This is a genomic window from Streptomyces sp. NPDC058457, assembly GCF_042720695.1.
Taxonomy (GTDB): Bacteria; Actinomycetota; Actinomycetes; order Streptomycetales; family Streptomycetaceae; genus Streptomyces.
Genome location: NZ_JBHXLU010000018.1, coordinates 1 through 16,244, shown reverse-complemented (window position 1 = coordinate 16,244; position 16,244 = coordinate 1). Strand labels below are relative to the sequence as shown.

Genomic DNA, 16,244 nt, shown 5'->3' with positions numbered 1-16,244 from the left:
CGTGGGTGGGAGGGCCGCGCCGAGTCAGAAGGCCGCGTTGTAGATCAGGCCCGCGAGCGCCCCGCCGATCAGGGGGCCGGCGACCGGGATCCAGGCGTAACCCCAGTCCGAGGTGCCCTTGTTGGGGATCGGCAGGAAGGTGTGCACGATCCGGGGGCCGAGGTCGCGCGTCGGGTTGATGGCGTAGCCGGTGGGGCCGCCGAGCGACAGCCCGATGCCGACGACGAGCAGGGAGACGACCAGCACGGTGGTGCCCGACTCGCCGAGCCCCTTGGTCTGTCCGAACGCGAGGATCGGCAGGACGAGCGCGATCGTCGCGATGATCTCGGTGACGAGGTTGGCGACCGGGTTCCGGATCTCCGGGATGGTGGAGAAGATGCCGAGCGTCGGCGTCGGCTCCTCTCCCGACTCCTCGTCGGGCACGTTCGCCTGGAACTGGGCCAGGTAGACGAGATACGTCAGGACGGCGCCCAGTATCGCGCCGACGAGCTGGCCGAGCAGATAGACCCAGACCTTGCCCCACTTCCCGGTGTCGACGGCGATGCCGATGGTGACGGCGGGGTTCAGCTGCCCGCCGGAGAGGGGAGCGGCGGTGTAGGCGCCGGCGAGGACGCCGAAGCCCCAGCCGAACGCGATCACCACCCACCCCGAGGCCCGGGCCTTGGAGTGTCTGAGGGTGACGGCGGCGCAGACACCCGCACCGAACAGGATCAGGATGGCCGTGCCGATGACCTCGCCGACGAATATGTCTCCGTTGCTCATGGCGGCTCCTAGGGCGCTGGCCGGGGCTCGACCCCGGCGCATTGAGCAGGAACGGTTCCCTTGGCGACGTCAGCCGAAGGCAGGGAAGGTCCCGCGCCCCGCCCGGCGTCTGTGACGAGCGTGCCGTGGCAGCCGAATCGCCCATGGGGAGCGGGCCTTGAGACAGGAACGGCCCATGGCGCAGTGCCTGATTACGCCGAGAATGTACGGCGATGTCGACCGACACCGGAAGTTTTCACCGGCACCAGGGGAGCGTCAAGGTCGCCGACGGCAACGATGACAGGCAACCCGTGGGAGGGCAGCTGTCACGGCTCCACCGCCGCGTACCCGGCCTGGGCGGGGTACGCGCCCGAGCCGCGCCGGATCTCGTACCCGGGCAGTCCCGCCCGCCCCAGCACCCAACTCGCCCCGTGCAGTGCCTTGGCGGCCTTCTTGAGCGGCGCCAGACAGGCGGCCGCCTGCCGGTGGTCGGCCACGCCGCCGGGACCGCACACGACGGTGGCCAGGGACAGCGTCACGGCATGCCCACCCGCGGACCAGGGTGCGTCGAGCAGGGTGGCGACCCGGTCCAGCCCCGCCTCGTCCGCGAGCACCAGGAAGTCGTCCCCGCCGATGTGCCCCACGCGCGCGTGCCCGGCGGTGACCTCCTGCAACGCCCGTCCCACCGCACGGATCAGCTCGTCGCCCGCGGCGAACCCGGCGCCGTCGTTCACCTGCTTGAAGCGGTCGATGTCCAGCCAGCTCAGCGCGAAGACCCGGCCGTCCGCGAGCCACCGGTCCACCTCGCCCGTGATCGCGTCCGAACCGGGCAGCCGCGTCAGCGGGTTGAGCGCGGCCGCCTCCTCCACCCGGGTCTCGGCGAGTGCCCGTACGAGGTCGGCGAGGCGTACGACGCCCATGCAGCGCCCGAACCGGTCGACGACCGCCACATCGTCCGAGGTGCGGTCCGGGCCGCCGACGGCCACCACGTCCAGCACCTCCCAGGCGGTCGCGTCGACGCCGACGGTGCGCGGTGCGTCGCCCAGCTTGAAGGCGGGGCGGTCCGCGTACAGGGCGTGCCCGTAGCGGCCGGACATCGACAGCAGGAAGCGGGAGCGGTGCACCGACCGGACGGGGGTGCCCGTCTGGTCCACCAGGAGTACGCCGGAGACGTCAGGGGAGCCGGTCAGCAGCGCCCGCACCTGCAACGCGGACGCGGTGACGGGCAGGAGCGCGGCGGGCCGGATGAACTCCCGCACGTACGGCCCCGAGCGCGGTGGCGGCACGGCGGCGGGGGCGGGCGGCGGAACGTATACCTCCGCGACCGGGATCCGGGCGGGTGGCGCGAACAGCTCGCCCTGGGCCAGCTGCGCCCCGGCCGACAGGGCGGCCGAGTACTGGAGTTCGGTCTCCACGCCCTCGACGGCCACCAGGGCGCCGAGTTCCTCGCACAGGGTGCGCATCGCCCGTACCGCGGCCGGCCGGGCGAGCAGGGAGGCGTCGAGCTTGATCAGGTCGGGGGAGAGGTCGGTGAGCAGCCGAAGCGGCACGTCTCCGTCGCCGATGCCGTCCGCGCTGATCCGGAAGCCCAGGCCGCGCAGCGCCGCCACGGCCTCCAGCAGGGCCCGCTGCGGCACGTGCGTGTACGGCGGGACGATGTCCAGGGTGACCTCCCAGGGCATCCGTCCGGCCTCGCGGATCGCCTCGGGCAGCGGGCCGATGCCGCCCAGGTCGGCCAGCGTGGCCGCGAAGACGTTGATGTGCAGCGGCAGCAGGGTCTCCTTGCGGGCCGCCGCGCGGAGGGCCAGCACGGCCAGTCTGCCGTCGAGTTCGGGATTCCGGCGGGCTTCGGCGAGGATGTCGCCGGTCTCGGGGCGGGCGAGGATCTCCAGTGCGGCGATCCCGCCGGTCGTCAGATTGACCACCGGCTGGAAGGCGAAACGGAGAGCATCCGTCCAGGTGCGCACGGGAGCATGATGACGCCACCGGCGTACGCCCAGGGGCAGTTCATGAGACGTTCACGCACCCTTGCGGGGTGCTCACACAGGGTAGGGGCCCTCTGCTGTCACACCCGTCCCGTCAGCGCACCGCTATCACGGACGAGCCGTGCCCGAACAGCCCCTGGTTGGCCGTGATCCCCACGCGTGCGTGCGTCACCTGCCGGTCGCCCGCCGCGTCCCGCAACTGCCAGGTCAGCTCGCAGACCTGGGCGATCGCCTGGGCCGGCACCGCCTCCCCGAAGGACGCGAGCCCACCGCTGGCGTTGACCGGTATACGGCCGCCCAGGGCCGTCGCGCCCTCGCGCAGCAGCTTCGCCGCCTCACCCTCGGCGCACAGCCCCAGATCCTCGTACCACTGCAACTCCAGCGCGGTGGACAGGTCGTACACCTCGGCGAGGGACAGCTCCTCGGGGCCGATGCCCGCCTCCTCGTAGGCGGCCCGCGCGATCGACGCCCGGAAGGTCTCCGCCACCGGCTCCACCGCCGCTGCGGAGTCCGTGGCGATGTCCGGCAGGTCCAGCACCGTGCTGGGGTAGCGCGGGGTCACCGTGGACACCGCGCGGATGCGCACCGGACGCGTCACGCCGTGCCGGCGCGCGAACTCCAGGCTGGACAGCACCAGCGCGGCCCCGCCGTCGGAGGTGGCGCAGATGTCCAGCAGCCGCAGCGGATCGGCGACCAACTGGGAGGCGGCGACCTCCTCGGCGGTGACCCGCTTGCGGTAGCGAGCGTACGGATTGAGCGCCCCCAGAGCCGCGTTCTTCACCTTGACCAGGGCGAAGTCCTCGGGGGTGTCCCCGAACACCGCCATCCTGCGGCGCGCGTACAGGCCGAAGTACGTCGGATTCGTCGCCCCCAGCAGCCGGAAGCGCAGCCAGTCGGGATCGTCCGGCCGGTCTCCTCCGGCGGGCCGGAAGAAGCCCTTGGGCGCCGCGTCCGCGCCCACCACGAGCACCACGTCCGCGAGGCCCGCGAGGATCTGCGCCCGCGCCGCGGCGACGGCCTGGGCCCCCGACGCGCACGCCGCGTACACGCTCGCGACCCGCGCCCCCTGCCAGCCCAGCGCCCTGGCGAAGGTCGCGCCCGCCACATGGCCGGGATAGCCGCCACGTACCGTGTCCGCGCCCACGATCGAGCCGATGTCCCGCCACTCGAGTCCGGCGTCCGCGAGCGCCGCGCGGGCCGCCGCCGTCCCGTACTCGACGAAGCTCCGCCCCCACTTGCCCCAGGGGTGCATGCCCGCGCCGAGCACCGCCACGTCCGCCGTCATGCCGTCACCCCCGTCGGCCGCCAGTGCCAGGTCGTCCAGGTCGTCTCCGCGTCCTCGCCCAGAACTCCGGAGACGGCCTCGACCTCCATGCCCACCGCCAGATCGGCGACGGTGATCCCGGGAACCGCCTGTCCCAGCACCACGATCCGCTCGGACTCCAGCTCCACAGCGATCAACGCGTACGGCTCCCACGGAAGTTCCGGGTCGCTCACATAGGGTGACGGGGGCCGGTATCTGCTGTCGGTGTACGACCAGATCCGTCCGCGCCGGGAGAGCGGGACCTCCTCCAGGTCGCCGCCCGCGCATCCGGGGTTGCGGCAGTGGACGTCCTCGCGCGGGAAGAAGACCGAGGCACAGGCCGCACAACGGGTCCCCAGCAGCCGGAACCCGTCCCCGTCGCCCGTGAACCAGCCCTCGACCGCCGGCGTGCGTGTACGCGACAAAGCTCCTCCAGGACACGTGATCTGACGGAACGTCAGAAGTGTGCCACGGGCCGCCGGAATTGGGCAGGCCGCGCCGGCGAACCCCGCCGCCCCGCCCGCATCGGGTTCCGGGTCACCAGGTGTCGGTTCACTTCCGGAAGGAGGCGTTCCATTGACCGTAAGACGTCGTTCTCCTGATCGGATAAAGTCCGCGCGTGTCCGAAAATCAGCACCCAATTGCCAACTACGCTCCGGGCTCGCACTGTTCGAGCTGCGGAGCGGCCTACGGAGAGGGAATCTCCGGCTGGCCCCGCACCTGCCCGGCCTGCGGCCACGTCACCTACCGCAACCCGCTGCCGGTGGCGATCGCCCTTCAGCCCGTCTACGACACGAAGGGCACCGCCCTGGTCGTCATCACCCGCACCGTGGCCCCCGCGCGCGGGGGCACCGCGCTCCCCGGCGGCTACGTCGACGACCGCGAGGACTGGCGGCTCGCCGTCGTCCGGGAGCTCAAGGAGGAGACGGGTATCGACGCGGCCGCCCGCGACGTACGGCTCGTCGACGCCATGAGCTCACCCGACGGGCACCTGCTGCTGTTCGGACTCCTCCCGGAACGCCCGGTCGAGGGCCTCCCGCCGTCGGGCGCGACCGACGAGACGGAGGGCTGGCACCTGCTGCGCCGCCCCGAGGAACTCGCCTTCCCGCTGCACAGCGTGGCCGTACGCGCGTGGTTCGAGGGCCGCTACTGAGCCCTCCGGCTCATCCCAGCCCCCTGACCCGGACGGGACGGGACGGCTCGCGCACGCCGTTCTCGTCCTCGCGCCGGACCACCACCCGCCGGCCCTCCCAGCGGGCGACGTAACGCTCGATCTCCGGCTCGTCCCAGCCGTCGCCCGCGTCCGGCACGACCAGCCCGCCGCCCGTCCGCCCCCGGGCGGGCGCCCACACCTCCAGCCGCGTCCCGCCGTCCTCGTCCCGAACGGGAAGGACGGCACCCGCCCGCGCCAGCACCGGGATCCGCGTCGGCGGGGCGTCGACGAGCACCTGCCCCGGCCCCTCGTACGCCCGTTCGGTCGCCGTGTCGTACCAGCGCCCACGGGGCAGCTGCACCGCACGCCGGTCGGTACCCGGATCCAGCACCGGAGCCACCAGCAGGGCATCGCCCAGCAGGAAGGCGTCCTCGCAGTCACGCAGCGCCCGGTCCTCCGGCGCACCCCACCACACCGGCCGCACATACGGCGCTCCGGTCCGCCGGGCCAGCTGCGCCAGCGTCACGAAGTACGGCAGCAGACGCCGCCGTTCGAGCAGCGCCACGCGCGCGTGCTCCAGCACCTCGGCCCCGAACTCCCACGGCTCCCGGCGCCCCGCCCGCATGCTCGCGTGCGTACGGAACAGCGGCAGGTAAGCGCCCAGCTGGAACCAGCGCAGAAACAGCTCCGGCGACGGGATCCCGTCGAAACCCCCCACGTCAGGACCCGAGTACGGCACCCCGCACAGCCCGAGCCCCAGCACCAGCGACAGGGACGCGCGCAGCCCCGGCCAGCCGGTGGCGACGTCGCCGGACCACGTGCCCCCGTAGCGCTGCATACCGGCCCAGCCCGAGCGGGAGAACAGGAACGGCCGCTCCTCGGGCGCGAGGGTGCGCAGGCCCTCGTAGGCCGCCCGCGCCATGCAGAGCGCGTAGACGTTGTGCGCCTCCCGGTGATCGCCGCCGCGGCCCTCCAGGGCGTGCCGTGCCGAGCGCGGCAGCGTCGACTCACCGAAGGCGCTGAAGGATGTCGGCTCGTTCATGTCGTGCCAGAAGCCGGCGAAGCCCAGCGCGAGCCGCTCCTCGTACAGCCCGCCCCACCACGAGCGCACGCGCGCGTCCGTGAAGTCGGGGAAGACCGTCTCCCCGGGCCACACCACCCCCTCCACCGTCCGCCCGGACGGATCACGGACGAAGGCGTCGAGGGCCGTCCCGCTGTCGTGGACCGCATTGCCCTGCTCGGCCTTCACCGCCGGATCGACGATCGACACCAGCCGGATCCCGTCCCGCCGCAACTCCTCCGCCAGCGTCGCCAGCTTCGGGAAGCGCTCGTGATCGACCGTGAACACCTGATGGGCGTCGAAGTGGTCGATGTCCAGATGGACGGCGTCCAGCGGCAGCCCGCGCTCCTGGTAACCGGCGACGATCCGCCGTACCTCCTGCTCGCTGCCGAAGCCCCAGCGCGCGTGGTGATGGCCCAGCGCCCACGCCGGCGGCAGTGCGGGCGCGCCCGTGAGCGAGGCCCATGTGTGCAGCACGCGCGCGGGGGTGCCCACCATCACCCAGCAGCGCAGCGGACCGCCGTCCATCCGCAGCTCGCAGCGCCCGGCCCGGTCGTGCCCGGAACCGGCGCCCTCCTCGCCTTCCAGGAGCGTCACCGTCCCGTCCCAGGAACTGTCGTGGAACACCAGATGCGCCGCCGCGTCCGCCACCACCAACTGGACCGGCATGGTGATGTACAGCGGATCGTCACCTGGCCCGAAGGCATGGCCGGGATCGGTGTTCCACAGCCGGTACGTGCCGTTCCGCAGCCGCGGCCCCGAGGCGTGCCCGCCCAGACCGAAGAACCGCGCGTCCGCGGCCACCTCCGACCGCTGTACCCAGCGTGCCGCACCCCCGCCCACCGGCTCCCACCACCGCGGCGGCAGATCCCGCCGCAGCATCACGCCACCGGGCGTGCAGACCTCCACCGCACCGTGCCGCGAGACGCTGACCGTCACCCGCTCCGCCACGACCCGCCAGCCGCCGTTGGTGTCCGGTTCGAGGACCGCCCGCGGGTCCGGCTCGGGACAGCGCCCCGCGAGCGCGTACGACGGTTCGGGGCCGGCCCCGTCCCAGCCCCAGAACACGGCCCCGTTCACCGCCACCGTGATCCGCAGCTCGGACCGGCTGAACCGGATCACACCGCCGCCCGGCCCCGGCTGCGCGTCCTGCACCGGCCCCGGCACCCGGGCCCGCTCCGCGCCCCGCGGGGGCAGCCCGGCGGCATCGATCCGCTTCCTGCGCCACGCGGCCCGTACGGTACGCAACCCCTGAGCCGCCTTCCTCGAACCGACCACTCTTACCGAACGCACCAGGTCACGACCGTCCATGCTGCTCACCCTGCCATTCAACGCTCCACACGCGCGTGCCGTTCAACTGCCGTTCACCCGTGCCGGGACCACATCTTCACGACACGGACTATGTGGAGCGCACCCTGGTGTAGAAGTCGATCACATGGCATCGTCCCTGTCAGCCGCGTCACGCGCACACCCCAGCCCGTACGCGTCCGACGCACACCAGCGCAGAAGCCCGGGAGCCGCCCCATGTCGACCGCGAACCCCCAGCCGCTCTGGCGGCCCGATCCGCAGCGGATCGCCCAGGCACGCATCACCAGGTTCCAGTCATGGGCGGCGGAACACCACGGAGCCCCCGCCGACGGTGGGTACCCGGCCCTGCACGGCTGGTCCGTCGACCACCTGGACACCTTCTGGAAAGCCGTCACGGACTACTTCGACGTGCGGTTCTCGACGCCCTACGCGCGCGTGCTCGGCGACCGCGCCATGCCCGGCGCCGAGTGGTTCCCCGGCGCGTCCCTCAACTACGCCGAGCACGCCCTGCGCGCGGCCGCCACCCGCGCGGACGAACCCGCCCTCCTGTATGTCGACGAGACCCACGAACCCCGCCCGGTCACCTGGGCGGAGCTGCGCCGCCAGGTGGGCTCCCTGGCCGCCGGACTCCGCGCCCTCGGCGTCCGCCCCGGCGACCGCGTCAGCGGCTACCTCCCGAACGTCCCGCAGGCCGTGGCCGCCCTCCTCGCCACCGCGGCCGTGGGCGCCGTCTGGACATCCTGCGCCCCCGACTTCGGCGCCCGCAGCGTCCTGGACCGCTTCCAGCAGGTCGAACCCGTCGTCCTGTTCACCGTCGACGGCTACCGCTACGGCGGCAAGGAACACGACCGGCGCGAGGTCGTCGCCGAACTCCGCCGCGAACTGCCCACCCTGCGTGCAGTCGTCCACATCCCGCTGCTCGGCACCCCGGCCCCCGAAGGCGCCCTGGACTGGTCGGCCCTGACCGCCACCGGCACCGAACCAGAATTCGAACAGGTCCCCTTCGACCACCCCTTGTGGGTGCTCTACTCCTCCGGCACCACCGGCCTGCCCAAGGCCATCGTTCAGTCCCAGGGCGGCATTTTGGTCGAACACCTCAAGCAGCTCGGCCTGCACTGCGACCTGGGGCCCGAGGACCGCTTCTTCTGGTACACCTCGACCGGCTGGATGATGTGGAACTTCCTCGTCTCCGGCCTCCTCACGGGCACCACGATCGTCCTGTACGACGGCAGCCCCGGCTACCCCGACACCGGCGCCCAGTGGCGCGTCGCCGAACGCACCGGAGCCACCCTCTACGGCACCTCCGCCGCCTACGTGATGGCCTGCCGCAAGGCCGGCGTGCACCCCGCCCGCGACCACGACCTCTCCCGGGTGAAGTGCGTCGCCACCACCGGCTCCCCACTGCCTCCCGACGGCTTCCGCTGGCTGCACGACGAGTTCGCAGCGAGAGGGGCCGACCTCTGGATCGCCTCCGTCAGCGGCGGCACCGACGTGTGCTCCTGCTTCGCGGGTGCCGTACCCACCCTCCCCGTCTACACCGGCGAACTGCAGGCACCCGGCCTCGGCACCGACCTCCAGGCCTGGGACCCGGCCGGCCGTCCCGTCATCGACGAAGTGGGCGAACTGGTCGTCACCAACCCCATGCCCTCCATGCCGATCCGCTTCTGGAACGACCCCGACGGCAGCCGGTACCACGACAGCTACTTCGACACCTACCCCGGAGTGTGGCGCCACGGCGACTGGATCACCGTCACCTCACGCGGCTCGGTGATCATCCACGGCCGTTCCGACTCCACGCTCAACCGCCAGGGCGTGCGGATGGGCTCGGCGGACATCTACGAGGTCGTCGAGCGCCTCCCCGAGATCAAGGAGTCCCTCGTCATCGGCATCGAGCAGCCCGACGGCGGCTACTGGATGCCCCTCTTCGTCCACCTGGCACCGGGTGCGGTCCTCGACGAGGCCCTGCTGGGCCGCATCAAGCAGGCCATCCGCGAACAGCTCTCGCCCCGGCACGTCCCCGACGAGGTCATCGAGGTCCCCGGCGTCCCGCACACCCTCACCGGAAAGCGCATCGAGGTCCCGGTCAAGCGCCTTCTCCAGGGCACGCCCCTGGAGAAGGCCGTCAACCCCGGCTCCATCGACAACCTCGACCTGCTGAACTACTTCGAGGACCTGGCCCGCAAGCGCGCCTGACATCCCCGCGAGGCGCGCTCACCCGCCGTAGGTGGCCTCGGACTCGCCCAGGACAGCGGCGAAGTCCGAGGCGAGCCGTGCCGCGTCGGCCGACTCAAGACCGGCGGTCGAGATCCGCACCCCCGGCCCGGCCGACAACCGGAAGCGCGCCCCCGCCGCCACCCACCAGCCGTACGACCGCAACCCGTTCACCACGGCCGACTCGTCCCGTACCGGCACCCACAGGTTCATCCCGCTCGCCCCGTGCGACCGGATCCCGCGCCCGGCCAGCTCCCCGGCCAGCGTCTCGCGGCGCAGTACGTACGTCGCACGCGCGCGTGCCACCAAGGCGCGCGCGCCCGGATCCGTCATCAGCCCGAGCACCGTCTCCTGCAACAGGTGACTGACCCAGCCCGACGTCAGAAGCAGCAGCCCGTCGTGCCGGGCGAGTGAGACCGGATCGCACGCGGCCGCCGCCCACCTCAGGTCGGTGCCCAGGAACTTGCTCACCGTCCGGACGTGCACCCAGCGTGCGAGTCCCGCCCGGGCCAGGGAGTGCAGCGGGGCGTCGGCCACCGAGGACGCGTGATCGTTCTCGATCACCAGGACGTCGGGTTCCTCCCGCAACACCTCGGCCAGGGCATCCCTGCGGGCCGCCGAGAAGCAGCCGCCGTACGGATTCTGCGCCCGAGGGCTGCACACCACGGCGCGCACGCCCGCGCGCAGCGCGGTGCGCAGGGCGTCCGGACGCATCCCCTCGTCGTCCACCGCCACCGGCACGATCCGCAACCCCAACGCCGGGACCAGGTCGAGCAGATGGTGATATCCGGGATCCTCCATGGCCACGGCGTCGCCGGGCCGCAACTCCACGGACAGCAGCCGACCGATCAGATCCAGCGCGCCATGCGCGAACGTCACATGCTCCACCGGCACGCCGTCCGGGCCCAGCCAGTCGCGCACGGCTTCCTCCAGCCGTGCCAGCCGGGGCGCCGAACGGTGCGACCGGGCACCGGGTGAGAGCAGCGAGGGCGGCACCAGGCTGGGCAGCAGGGCGGGATCGGGATGCCCCCCGGCCAGGTCCCGGAGCCCTTCGGGAACCCTGGGCGGACGCCGGGACGCCACCGCCGGAGCCGGCGCCACCACGGTGCCGCCCCGCCCGCGCGTGACGACGATCCCGCGCCGCCGCAACTCCTTGTACGCCGTCGCGACCGTCCCCGGACTCACCCCCAGCTCGTCCGCGAGCCGCCGCACCGGCGGCAGCGCCGCCTCCGGAGCCAACGCGCCCTCGGCCACGCCCCGTTCCACGGACGCGGCAATCCCCTTGGCCGTCGTACCAGTGATCCCATATTGTGTTACCACGTTGGCAAGTATGTATCAATACATAATTGGCGGCAAGGGGGAGCAGTGAAGACGAAGCCCGGTACGACCCAGCGGCCCCGACGCGTACCCGGAGGCCCCGACGGACGCAGAATGCTCGCCGTCACCCTGGTCGACCGCGTCGGCAGCGGCCTGTGGACATCGGTCTCGGTCCTGTACTTCACCTACGTCTGCGGCCTCTCCCTCGCCGAAGTCGGCACCCTCGCCGCCGTATCGGGCGCCATCGGCATCGCCGGCGCCCCGCTGGGCGGCCGCATCGCCGACCGGCTGCCCCTCACCCGCGTACTGATCGCACTCCAACTCCTGCGCGCCCTCGCCTCCTTCGCCCTGCTCACCACCGACGACTACGCCCTGCTGCTCACCGTCTCGGCGGTCGGCGCCCTCGGAGACCGCGCGGCCAACGTCCTCACCAAGCTCTACGCCACCCGTATCGCCGGGCCCGACCGCGCCCGCTACCAGGCCCTCAACCGCACCATCGCCAACGCGGGCTGGGCCCTGGGCGGCCTCGCCGCCGCGGCGGCCCTGGCCCTCGGCACCACCACGGCCTACCGCTGGCTCCTCGCGGGCGACGGCCTCTCCTTCGTCGCGGCCGCACTCCTCACCCTCCGCTGCGGCGAACCCCCGTCACCCTCCCGGGTCGTGACCGACTGGAAGACCGAGCCGAAGACCGAGAAGCCGGCCAACCCCTGGCGCGACCGCGCCTACCTGGCCTACGTCGCGACCGACACCGTCCTCTTCCTCGACGACGCCGTCTTCAAGGTCGGCCTGCCGCTCTGGATCGCCCACAGCGACCGCGTTCCCCACGGCCTCGCCCCGCTGCTGCTCGTCCTCAACAACGTGATGGTGGTGGCACTCCAGGTCCCCCTGGCCCGCTTCGGCACCACCAGCCGAGCCGCCCGTCGGCTCCTCGTCCCGCTCTCCGCCGCCTTCGCCCTCGGCGGCATCACGATGGCCGTCTCCGCCACCGGCGGAACCGTCACGGGCATCCTCCTGCTCACCGCCGCGACCGCCGCCTTCACCGTCGCCGAGATGCTCCACGCCACCATCTCCTGGGAGCTCTCCGTCGCTCTGGCATCCGACACAGCACAGGGCGCCTACCTCGGAGTCCACGGACTCGCCCAGTCCGCCCAGCGCAGCATCGGGCCACTCGCCGTCACCGCCGCCCTCGCCACCGGACCGCTGGGCTGGACCGCATTCGGCACCCTCATCGCCCTGACCTGCGCAATCCAGCACCGCCTGGTTCGAGACCGGCTTCCGTACCCCTCGTTGTCAGTGGCACCGGTTACTGTGAGTGAGCATTGACCGACCGCTCACAGGGGGAACCATGGCGCGCACCGACCACCGGACCATGCGACGCGTCCTGCGCCGCGAAATCGCCGGCACCATCGGCCTGCTGACCGACGAGCACGACTTCCGCGCCATGCGGCGCTACCGCACCTTCACCTTCGACGACCACCTCACCTACCTCCGCCAGATGGAAGCCCTCCTCAGGACCCGGGCCGCCGCGGGCACCCACACCACCCTCGCCCTGTTCGACCCCGAGGAATACGCCGAGTTCTGCACGGCCACCCGACTCGACCCGGACAACCCTGCCAGCCGCACCCGCTTCACGGCCGAACTCGCGGCCACCGGCGCCACCGTCCCGTACGACGGCCGACCCCTCACCGACCTCGTCCCCGCCCTCGTCGACGAGGCGGTACGACAGGCCACCTGGGAGTACGCCAGTACCCTCCTCGCCCGCCTCGGCCCCTGCCCCACCTGCGGCGAGGACGTCGGACGCGCCGCCTTCACCCGCGCCTCCCACTATCTGACCCGCATCCTCGACACCGCTCCGGCAGGCAACCGGCACCTCGTGTGCAGTGTCTCCGGACCACCCGAAACCCTCGTCACGGTCCTCCACGCCGACCAGAACACCGAGGGCGCCACCCACCTCGACGAGGCCGAAGTCCTCGAATTCACCAGCGTCCTGGCCCTCGGCCTCGCCACCAGCAGTCCCGGTGGACTCGTCATGCGCACCAGCGCCCCCGGCGCCCCCGACCGCGTCTACGGCTGGCGACTGCGCGGCAACAACCTCGCGCCCCTCACCGCCGGCGAGGTCTTCGACGCGTACTGCACCGACGTCGAATCCGGAGAACTCATCTCACCGGAATCGGACGTCGACTACTGCGCACCGCCTGACCTCGGCGACCAGGAGACGGCACCGGGCCACCACCACTGAAACCACAGGGGCGCCCCACCCGCAGGTGGGGCGCCCCTGAAAGGACAGCCGATCACGGCCCCGGCCGGCTACTCGCCGGACAGCACCGCCTGAGCCGCCACGCGGGCCTCGTCCGCATTGTCGGCGGCGCGCGCGGCCACCGCGGCACGCTCACACTGGGCCAGCGTGTACTTGGCCAGCATCGCCCGGACATAAGGAATCGACGCCGCACCCATGGAGAGAGAGGTGACCCCCAGACCAGTCAGCACACAGGCCAGCAGCGGATCCGACGCGGCCTCCCCGCACACACCACAGCTCTTGCCCTCGGCCTTCGCCGCCTCCGCCGACAGCGCGACCAGGTCGAGCAGCGCGGGCTGCCACGGATCCTGCAGCCGGGACACCGCACCAACCTGACGGTCCGCGGCGAACGTGTACTGCGCCAGGTCGTTCGTCCCGAGCGACAGGAACTCGACCTCCTGGAGAACCGAACGCGCCCGCAGCGCCGCCGACGGAATCTCCACCATCGCGCCGAACTTGGCCCGCAGCCCCGCCTCCCGGCAGGCGTCCGCGAACGCCTTCGCATCGGCACGGTCCGCCACCATCGGCGCCATGACCTCAAGGTGGACGGGCAGCCCCTCGGCCGCCTTCGCCAACGCCGTCAGCTGGGTGCGCAGCACCTCGGGGTGGTCGAGCAGCGTCCGCAGACCACGCACCCCCAGCGCCGGGTTCGGCTCGTCCGCCGGAGTCAGGAAGTCCAGCGGCTTGTCGGCGCCCGCGTCCAGCACCCGCACGACGACCCGGCCCTCCGGGAACGCCTCCAGCACCTGCCGGTAGGCCTCGACCTGCTTCTCCTCGGAAGGAGCGCTCTTGCTGTCGTCCAGGAACAGGAACTCGGTACGGAACAGACCGACGCCCTCGGCACCGGCCTCCACCGCGGCCGGCACGTCCGCCGGCCCGCCCACGTTGGCCAGCAGCGGCACCCTGTGCCCATCCGCGGTCGCACCCGGGCCGGTCGAGGCGGACAGCGCCGCCTTCCGCTCGGCGGCCGCCGCCTCCAGTGCCGCCTTCTTCTCCGCACTCGGGTTCACGAAGATGTCTCCGGTGCTGCCGTCGACAGCGATCACCGTGCCCTCGGCGAGCTCCCCGGCACCCGGCAGCGCGACCACGGCCGGCACACCGAGTGCCCGCGCCAGGATCGCGCTGTGGCTCGTCGGCCCGCCCTCCTCGGTCACGAAACCGAGCACCAGAGTCGGGTCGAGGAGCGCCGTGTCGGCCGGCGCCAGATCCCGCGCCACCAGCACGTACGGCTCGTCACTGTCCGGGACACCCGGCATCGGAACGCCCAGGAGCCGGGCGACGATACGATTCCGCACATCGTCCAGGTCGGCCACCCGACCGGCGAGGTACTCGCCCGCCGCGGCCAGCAGCTCGCGGTACGCGGCGAACGCGTCGTACACAGCCCGCTCGGCGGTGCTGCCGACGGCGATCCTGCGGTCCACGTCGGACATCAGCTCGGGGTCCTGCGCCATCATGGCCTGTGCCTCGAGAACCGCCTGGGCCTCGCCGCCCGCCAGATTGCCACGCGCCATCAGGTCGGCGGCCACAGCATCCACGGCCTGACGAGCACGCCCCTGCTCCCGCTCCGCCTCTTCCGCCGGGATCTGCTTGGCAGGCGGCTCAAGTACCGCCGTTCCCATGTGCCGAACCTCGCCGATCGCCACACCGTGGCTCACGCCGACGCCTCGCAGCGTTGTCTCCATCTCACCCGTCTCCGATAGTGCGGCGGGTCCCGCCGCCGCGGTGGTTGTCGTGGTCGCCGCCTGCTCCGTCGTACGACGGCAGGGCGGCGGGGTCGTCGGTCCGGGACGAATCAGCTCCAGGTGAAGAGGGTGTCGCCGGCCTTCACGTCACCGTCCTCACGGACGTCGGAGAGAGAGTCGGCCGTGGCTTCCAGGGCCACGACGGGGCAGACCGGAGACTTGCCGGCGGCCTCGACCTCGGCCGGGTTCCAGCGGACCACGGCCTGGCCGCGGGCCACGGTGTCGCCCTTGTTGACGAGGAGCTCGAAGCCCTGTCCGTTGAGCTGCACGGTGTCGATACCGAGGTGGGTGAGTACGCCGTGGCCGCTGTCGTCGACGACGACGAACGCGTGCGGGTGCAGAGAGACGATGACTCCGTCCACGGGCGCCACGACCTCGGAAGGCTCTCGCGGGGGGTCGATGGCGGTACCCGGGCCGACCATGGCCCCGGCGAAGACCGGATCCGGCACTGCGGCCAGTCCGACGGCACGTCCTGCGAGAGGGGACGTCACGGTGGTCATGGGAGGCCTCCCAGAAGTGGAGCTGCTTACGGGCCGTCACTGCCTGTCCCGGACGGCACTGAGCAGCAGCGTATGTCATATGAAGTGGCGGTTCCGCTTGGAAGGTACCAGCTAGTGGTCTAGACCACCACCCTATTCGATTTGCATGGCCTTCAGGGCTCCGTGTACAGTCGTACTCCTGCTTGAGACCAGGCGGCGCGATAAAGCGTTGCTGCTCGGCAGCACCCAAACTTGTCGGATCCTAACTCGGGATCATCTTCCGCATGTCTGCGGGAGGGTGGTCAGAGAGACGGAAAAACACTGATAGAGTTTGGAACACCGAAGGGAAGCCCGGAGGAAAGCCCGAGAGGGTGAGTACAAAGGAAGCGACCGTTCCTTGAGAACTCAACAGCGTGCCAAAAGTCAACGCCAGATATGTTGATACCCCGTCTGTCGGACACTGTTCCGATGGTCGAGGTTCCTTTGAAGTAAATACAGCGAGGACGCTGTGAACGGTCGGATTATTCCTCCGGCTGTTCCGCTCCCGTGAAAAGCATTCACGGAGAGTTTGATCCTGGCTCAGGACGAACGCTGGCGGCGTGCTTAACACATGCAAGTCGAACGATGAACCACTTCGGTGGGGATTAGT

General features: G+C 71.7%; 12 protein-coding genes and 1 rRNA gene. 5 read left to right on the top strand and 8 right to left on the bottom strand.

The window, feature by feature from the left end:
- Positions 1-24 precede the first annotated feature (24 nt).
- From ACFWPS_RS17030 to ACFWPS_RS17015, 4 genes are all read right to left on the bottom strand, one after another.
- Positions 25-762 (bottom strand): MIP/aquaporin family protein, encoded by a 738-nt coding sequence (locus tag ACFWPS_RS17030; RefSeq protein ID WP_383705756.1) that lies wholly within the window; start codon positions 760-762, stop codon positions 25-27.
- Between the two features lie 305 nt (positions 763-1,067).
- On the bottom strand, positions 1,068-2,708 hold the full coding sequence (locus tag ACFWPS_RS17025) for an EAL domain-containing protein (RefSeq protein ID WP_383705754.1): 1,641 nt from the start codon (positions 2,706-2,708) through the stop codon (positions 1,068-1,070).
- A gap of 112 nt (positions 2,709-2,820) precedes the next feature.
- Entirely contained in the window at positions 2,821-4,011 is a 1,191-nt protein-coding gene (locus ACFWPS_RS17020; protein WP_383705752.1) for a lipid-transfer protein, read from the bottom strand.
- Entirely contained in the window at positions 4,008-4,454 is a 447-nt protein-coding gene (locus ACFWPS_RS17015) for a Zn-ribbon domain-containing OB-fold protein (protein WP_383705750.1), read from the bottom strand. The genes ACFWPS_RS17020 and ACFWPS_RS17015 overlap by 4 nt, the downstream gene beginning before the upstream one ends.
- A 194-nt stretch (positions 4,455-4,648) precedes the next feature.
- Between ACFWPS_RS17015 and ACFWPS_RS17010 the strand changes: the two genes are divergently transcribed.
- Positions 4,649-5,182 carry an NUDIX domain-containing protein gene (locus ACFWPS_RS17010; RefSeq protein WP_383705748.1) on the top strand — a complete coding sequence of 178 codons (534 nt, stop codon included), beginning with the start codon at positions 4,649-4,651 and terminating at the stop codon, positions 5,180-5,182.
- A gap of 10 nt (positions 5,183-5,192) precedes the next feature.
- Here the strand turns inward: ACFWPS_RS17010 and ACFWPS_RS17005 are convergent, their stop codons facing one another.
- Positions 5,193-7,553 (bottom strand): TIM-barrel domain-containing protein, encoded by a 2,361-nt coding sequence (locus ACFWPS_RS17005; protein ID WP_383705746.1) that lies wholly within the window; start codon positions 7,551-7,553, stop codon positions 5,193-5,195.
- Positions 7,554-7,766: 213 nt separating this feature from the next.
- On the opposite strand from ACFWPS_RS17005, the gene ACFWPS_RS17000 reads away from it, so the two are divergent.
- A complete protein-coding gene (locus tag ACFWPS_RS17000; RefSeq protein WP_383705744.1) occupies positions 7,767-9,743 on the top strand; it encodes an acetoacetate--CoA ligase in 1,977 nt (658 codons plus the stop codon).
- An 18-nt stretch (positions 9,744-9,761) separates the two neighbouring features.
- On the opposite strand, the gene ACFWPS_RS16995 is transcribed toward ACFWPS_RS17000, so the two are convergent.
- Positions 9,762-11,081, bottom strand: coding sequence for an aminotransferase class I/II-fold pyridoxal phosphate-dependent enzyme (locus ACFWPS_RS16995; protein ID WP_383705742.1), 1,320 nt, complete (start codon positions 11,079-11,081; stop codon positions 9,762-9,764).
- A 111-nt stretch (positions 11,082-11,192) separates the two neighbouring features.
- Between ACFWPS_RS16995 and ACFWPS_RS16990 the strand changes: the two genes are divergently transcribed.
- Positions 11,193-12,401 (top strand): MFS transporter, encoded by a 1,209-nt coding sequence (locus ACFWPS_RS16990; RefSeq protein WP_383705740.1) that lies wholly within the window; start codon positions 11,193-11,195, stop codon positions 12,399-12,401.
- A 22-nt stretch (positions 12,402-12,423) separates the two neighbouring features.
- Positions 12,424-13,317, top strand: a complete 894-nt coding sequence (locus ACFWPS_RS16985) for a hypothetical protein (RefSeq protein ID WP_383705738.1) — start codon at positions 12,424-12,426, stop codon at positions 13,315-13,317.
- Between the two features lie 68 nt (positions 13,318-13,385).
- Here the strand turns inward: ACFWPS_RS16985 and ptsP are convergent, their stop codons facing one another.
- Positions 13,386-15,056, bottom strand: coding sequence for a phosphoenolpyruvate--protein phosphotransferase (gene ptsP / locus ACFWPS_RS16980; protein WP_383705736.1), 1,671 nt, complete (start codon positions 15,054-15,056; stop codon positions 13,386-13,388).
- Positions 15,057-15,166: 110 nt separating this feature from the next.
- Positions 15,167-15,616, bottom strand: coding sequence for a PTS glucose transporter subunit IIA (locus ACFWPS_RS16975; RefSeq protein WP_383705734.1), 450 nt, complete (start codon positions 15,614-15,616; stop codon positions 15,167-15,169).
- Positions 15,617-16,151: 535 nt separating this feature from the next.
- On the opposite strand from ACFWPS_RS16975, the gene ACFWPS_RS16970 reads away from it, so the two are divergent.
- A 16S ribosomal RNA gene (locus ACFWPS_RS16970) occupies positions 16,152-16,244 on the top strand; the annotation flags it as partial.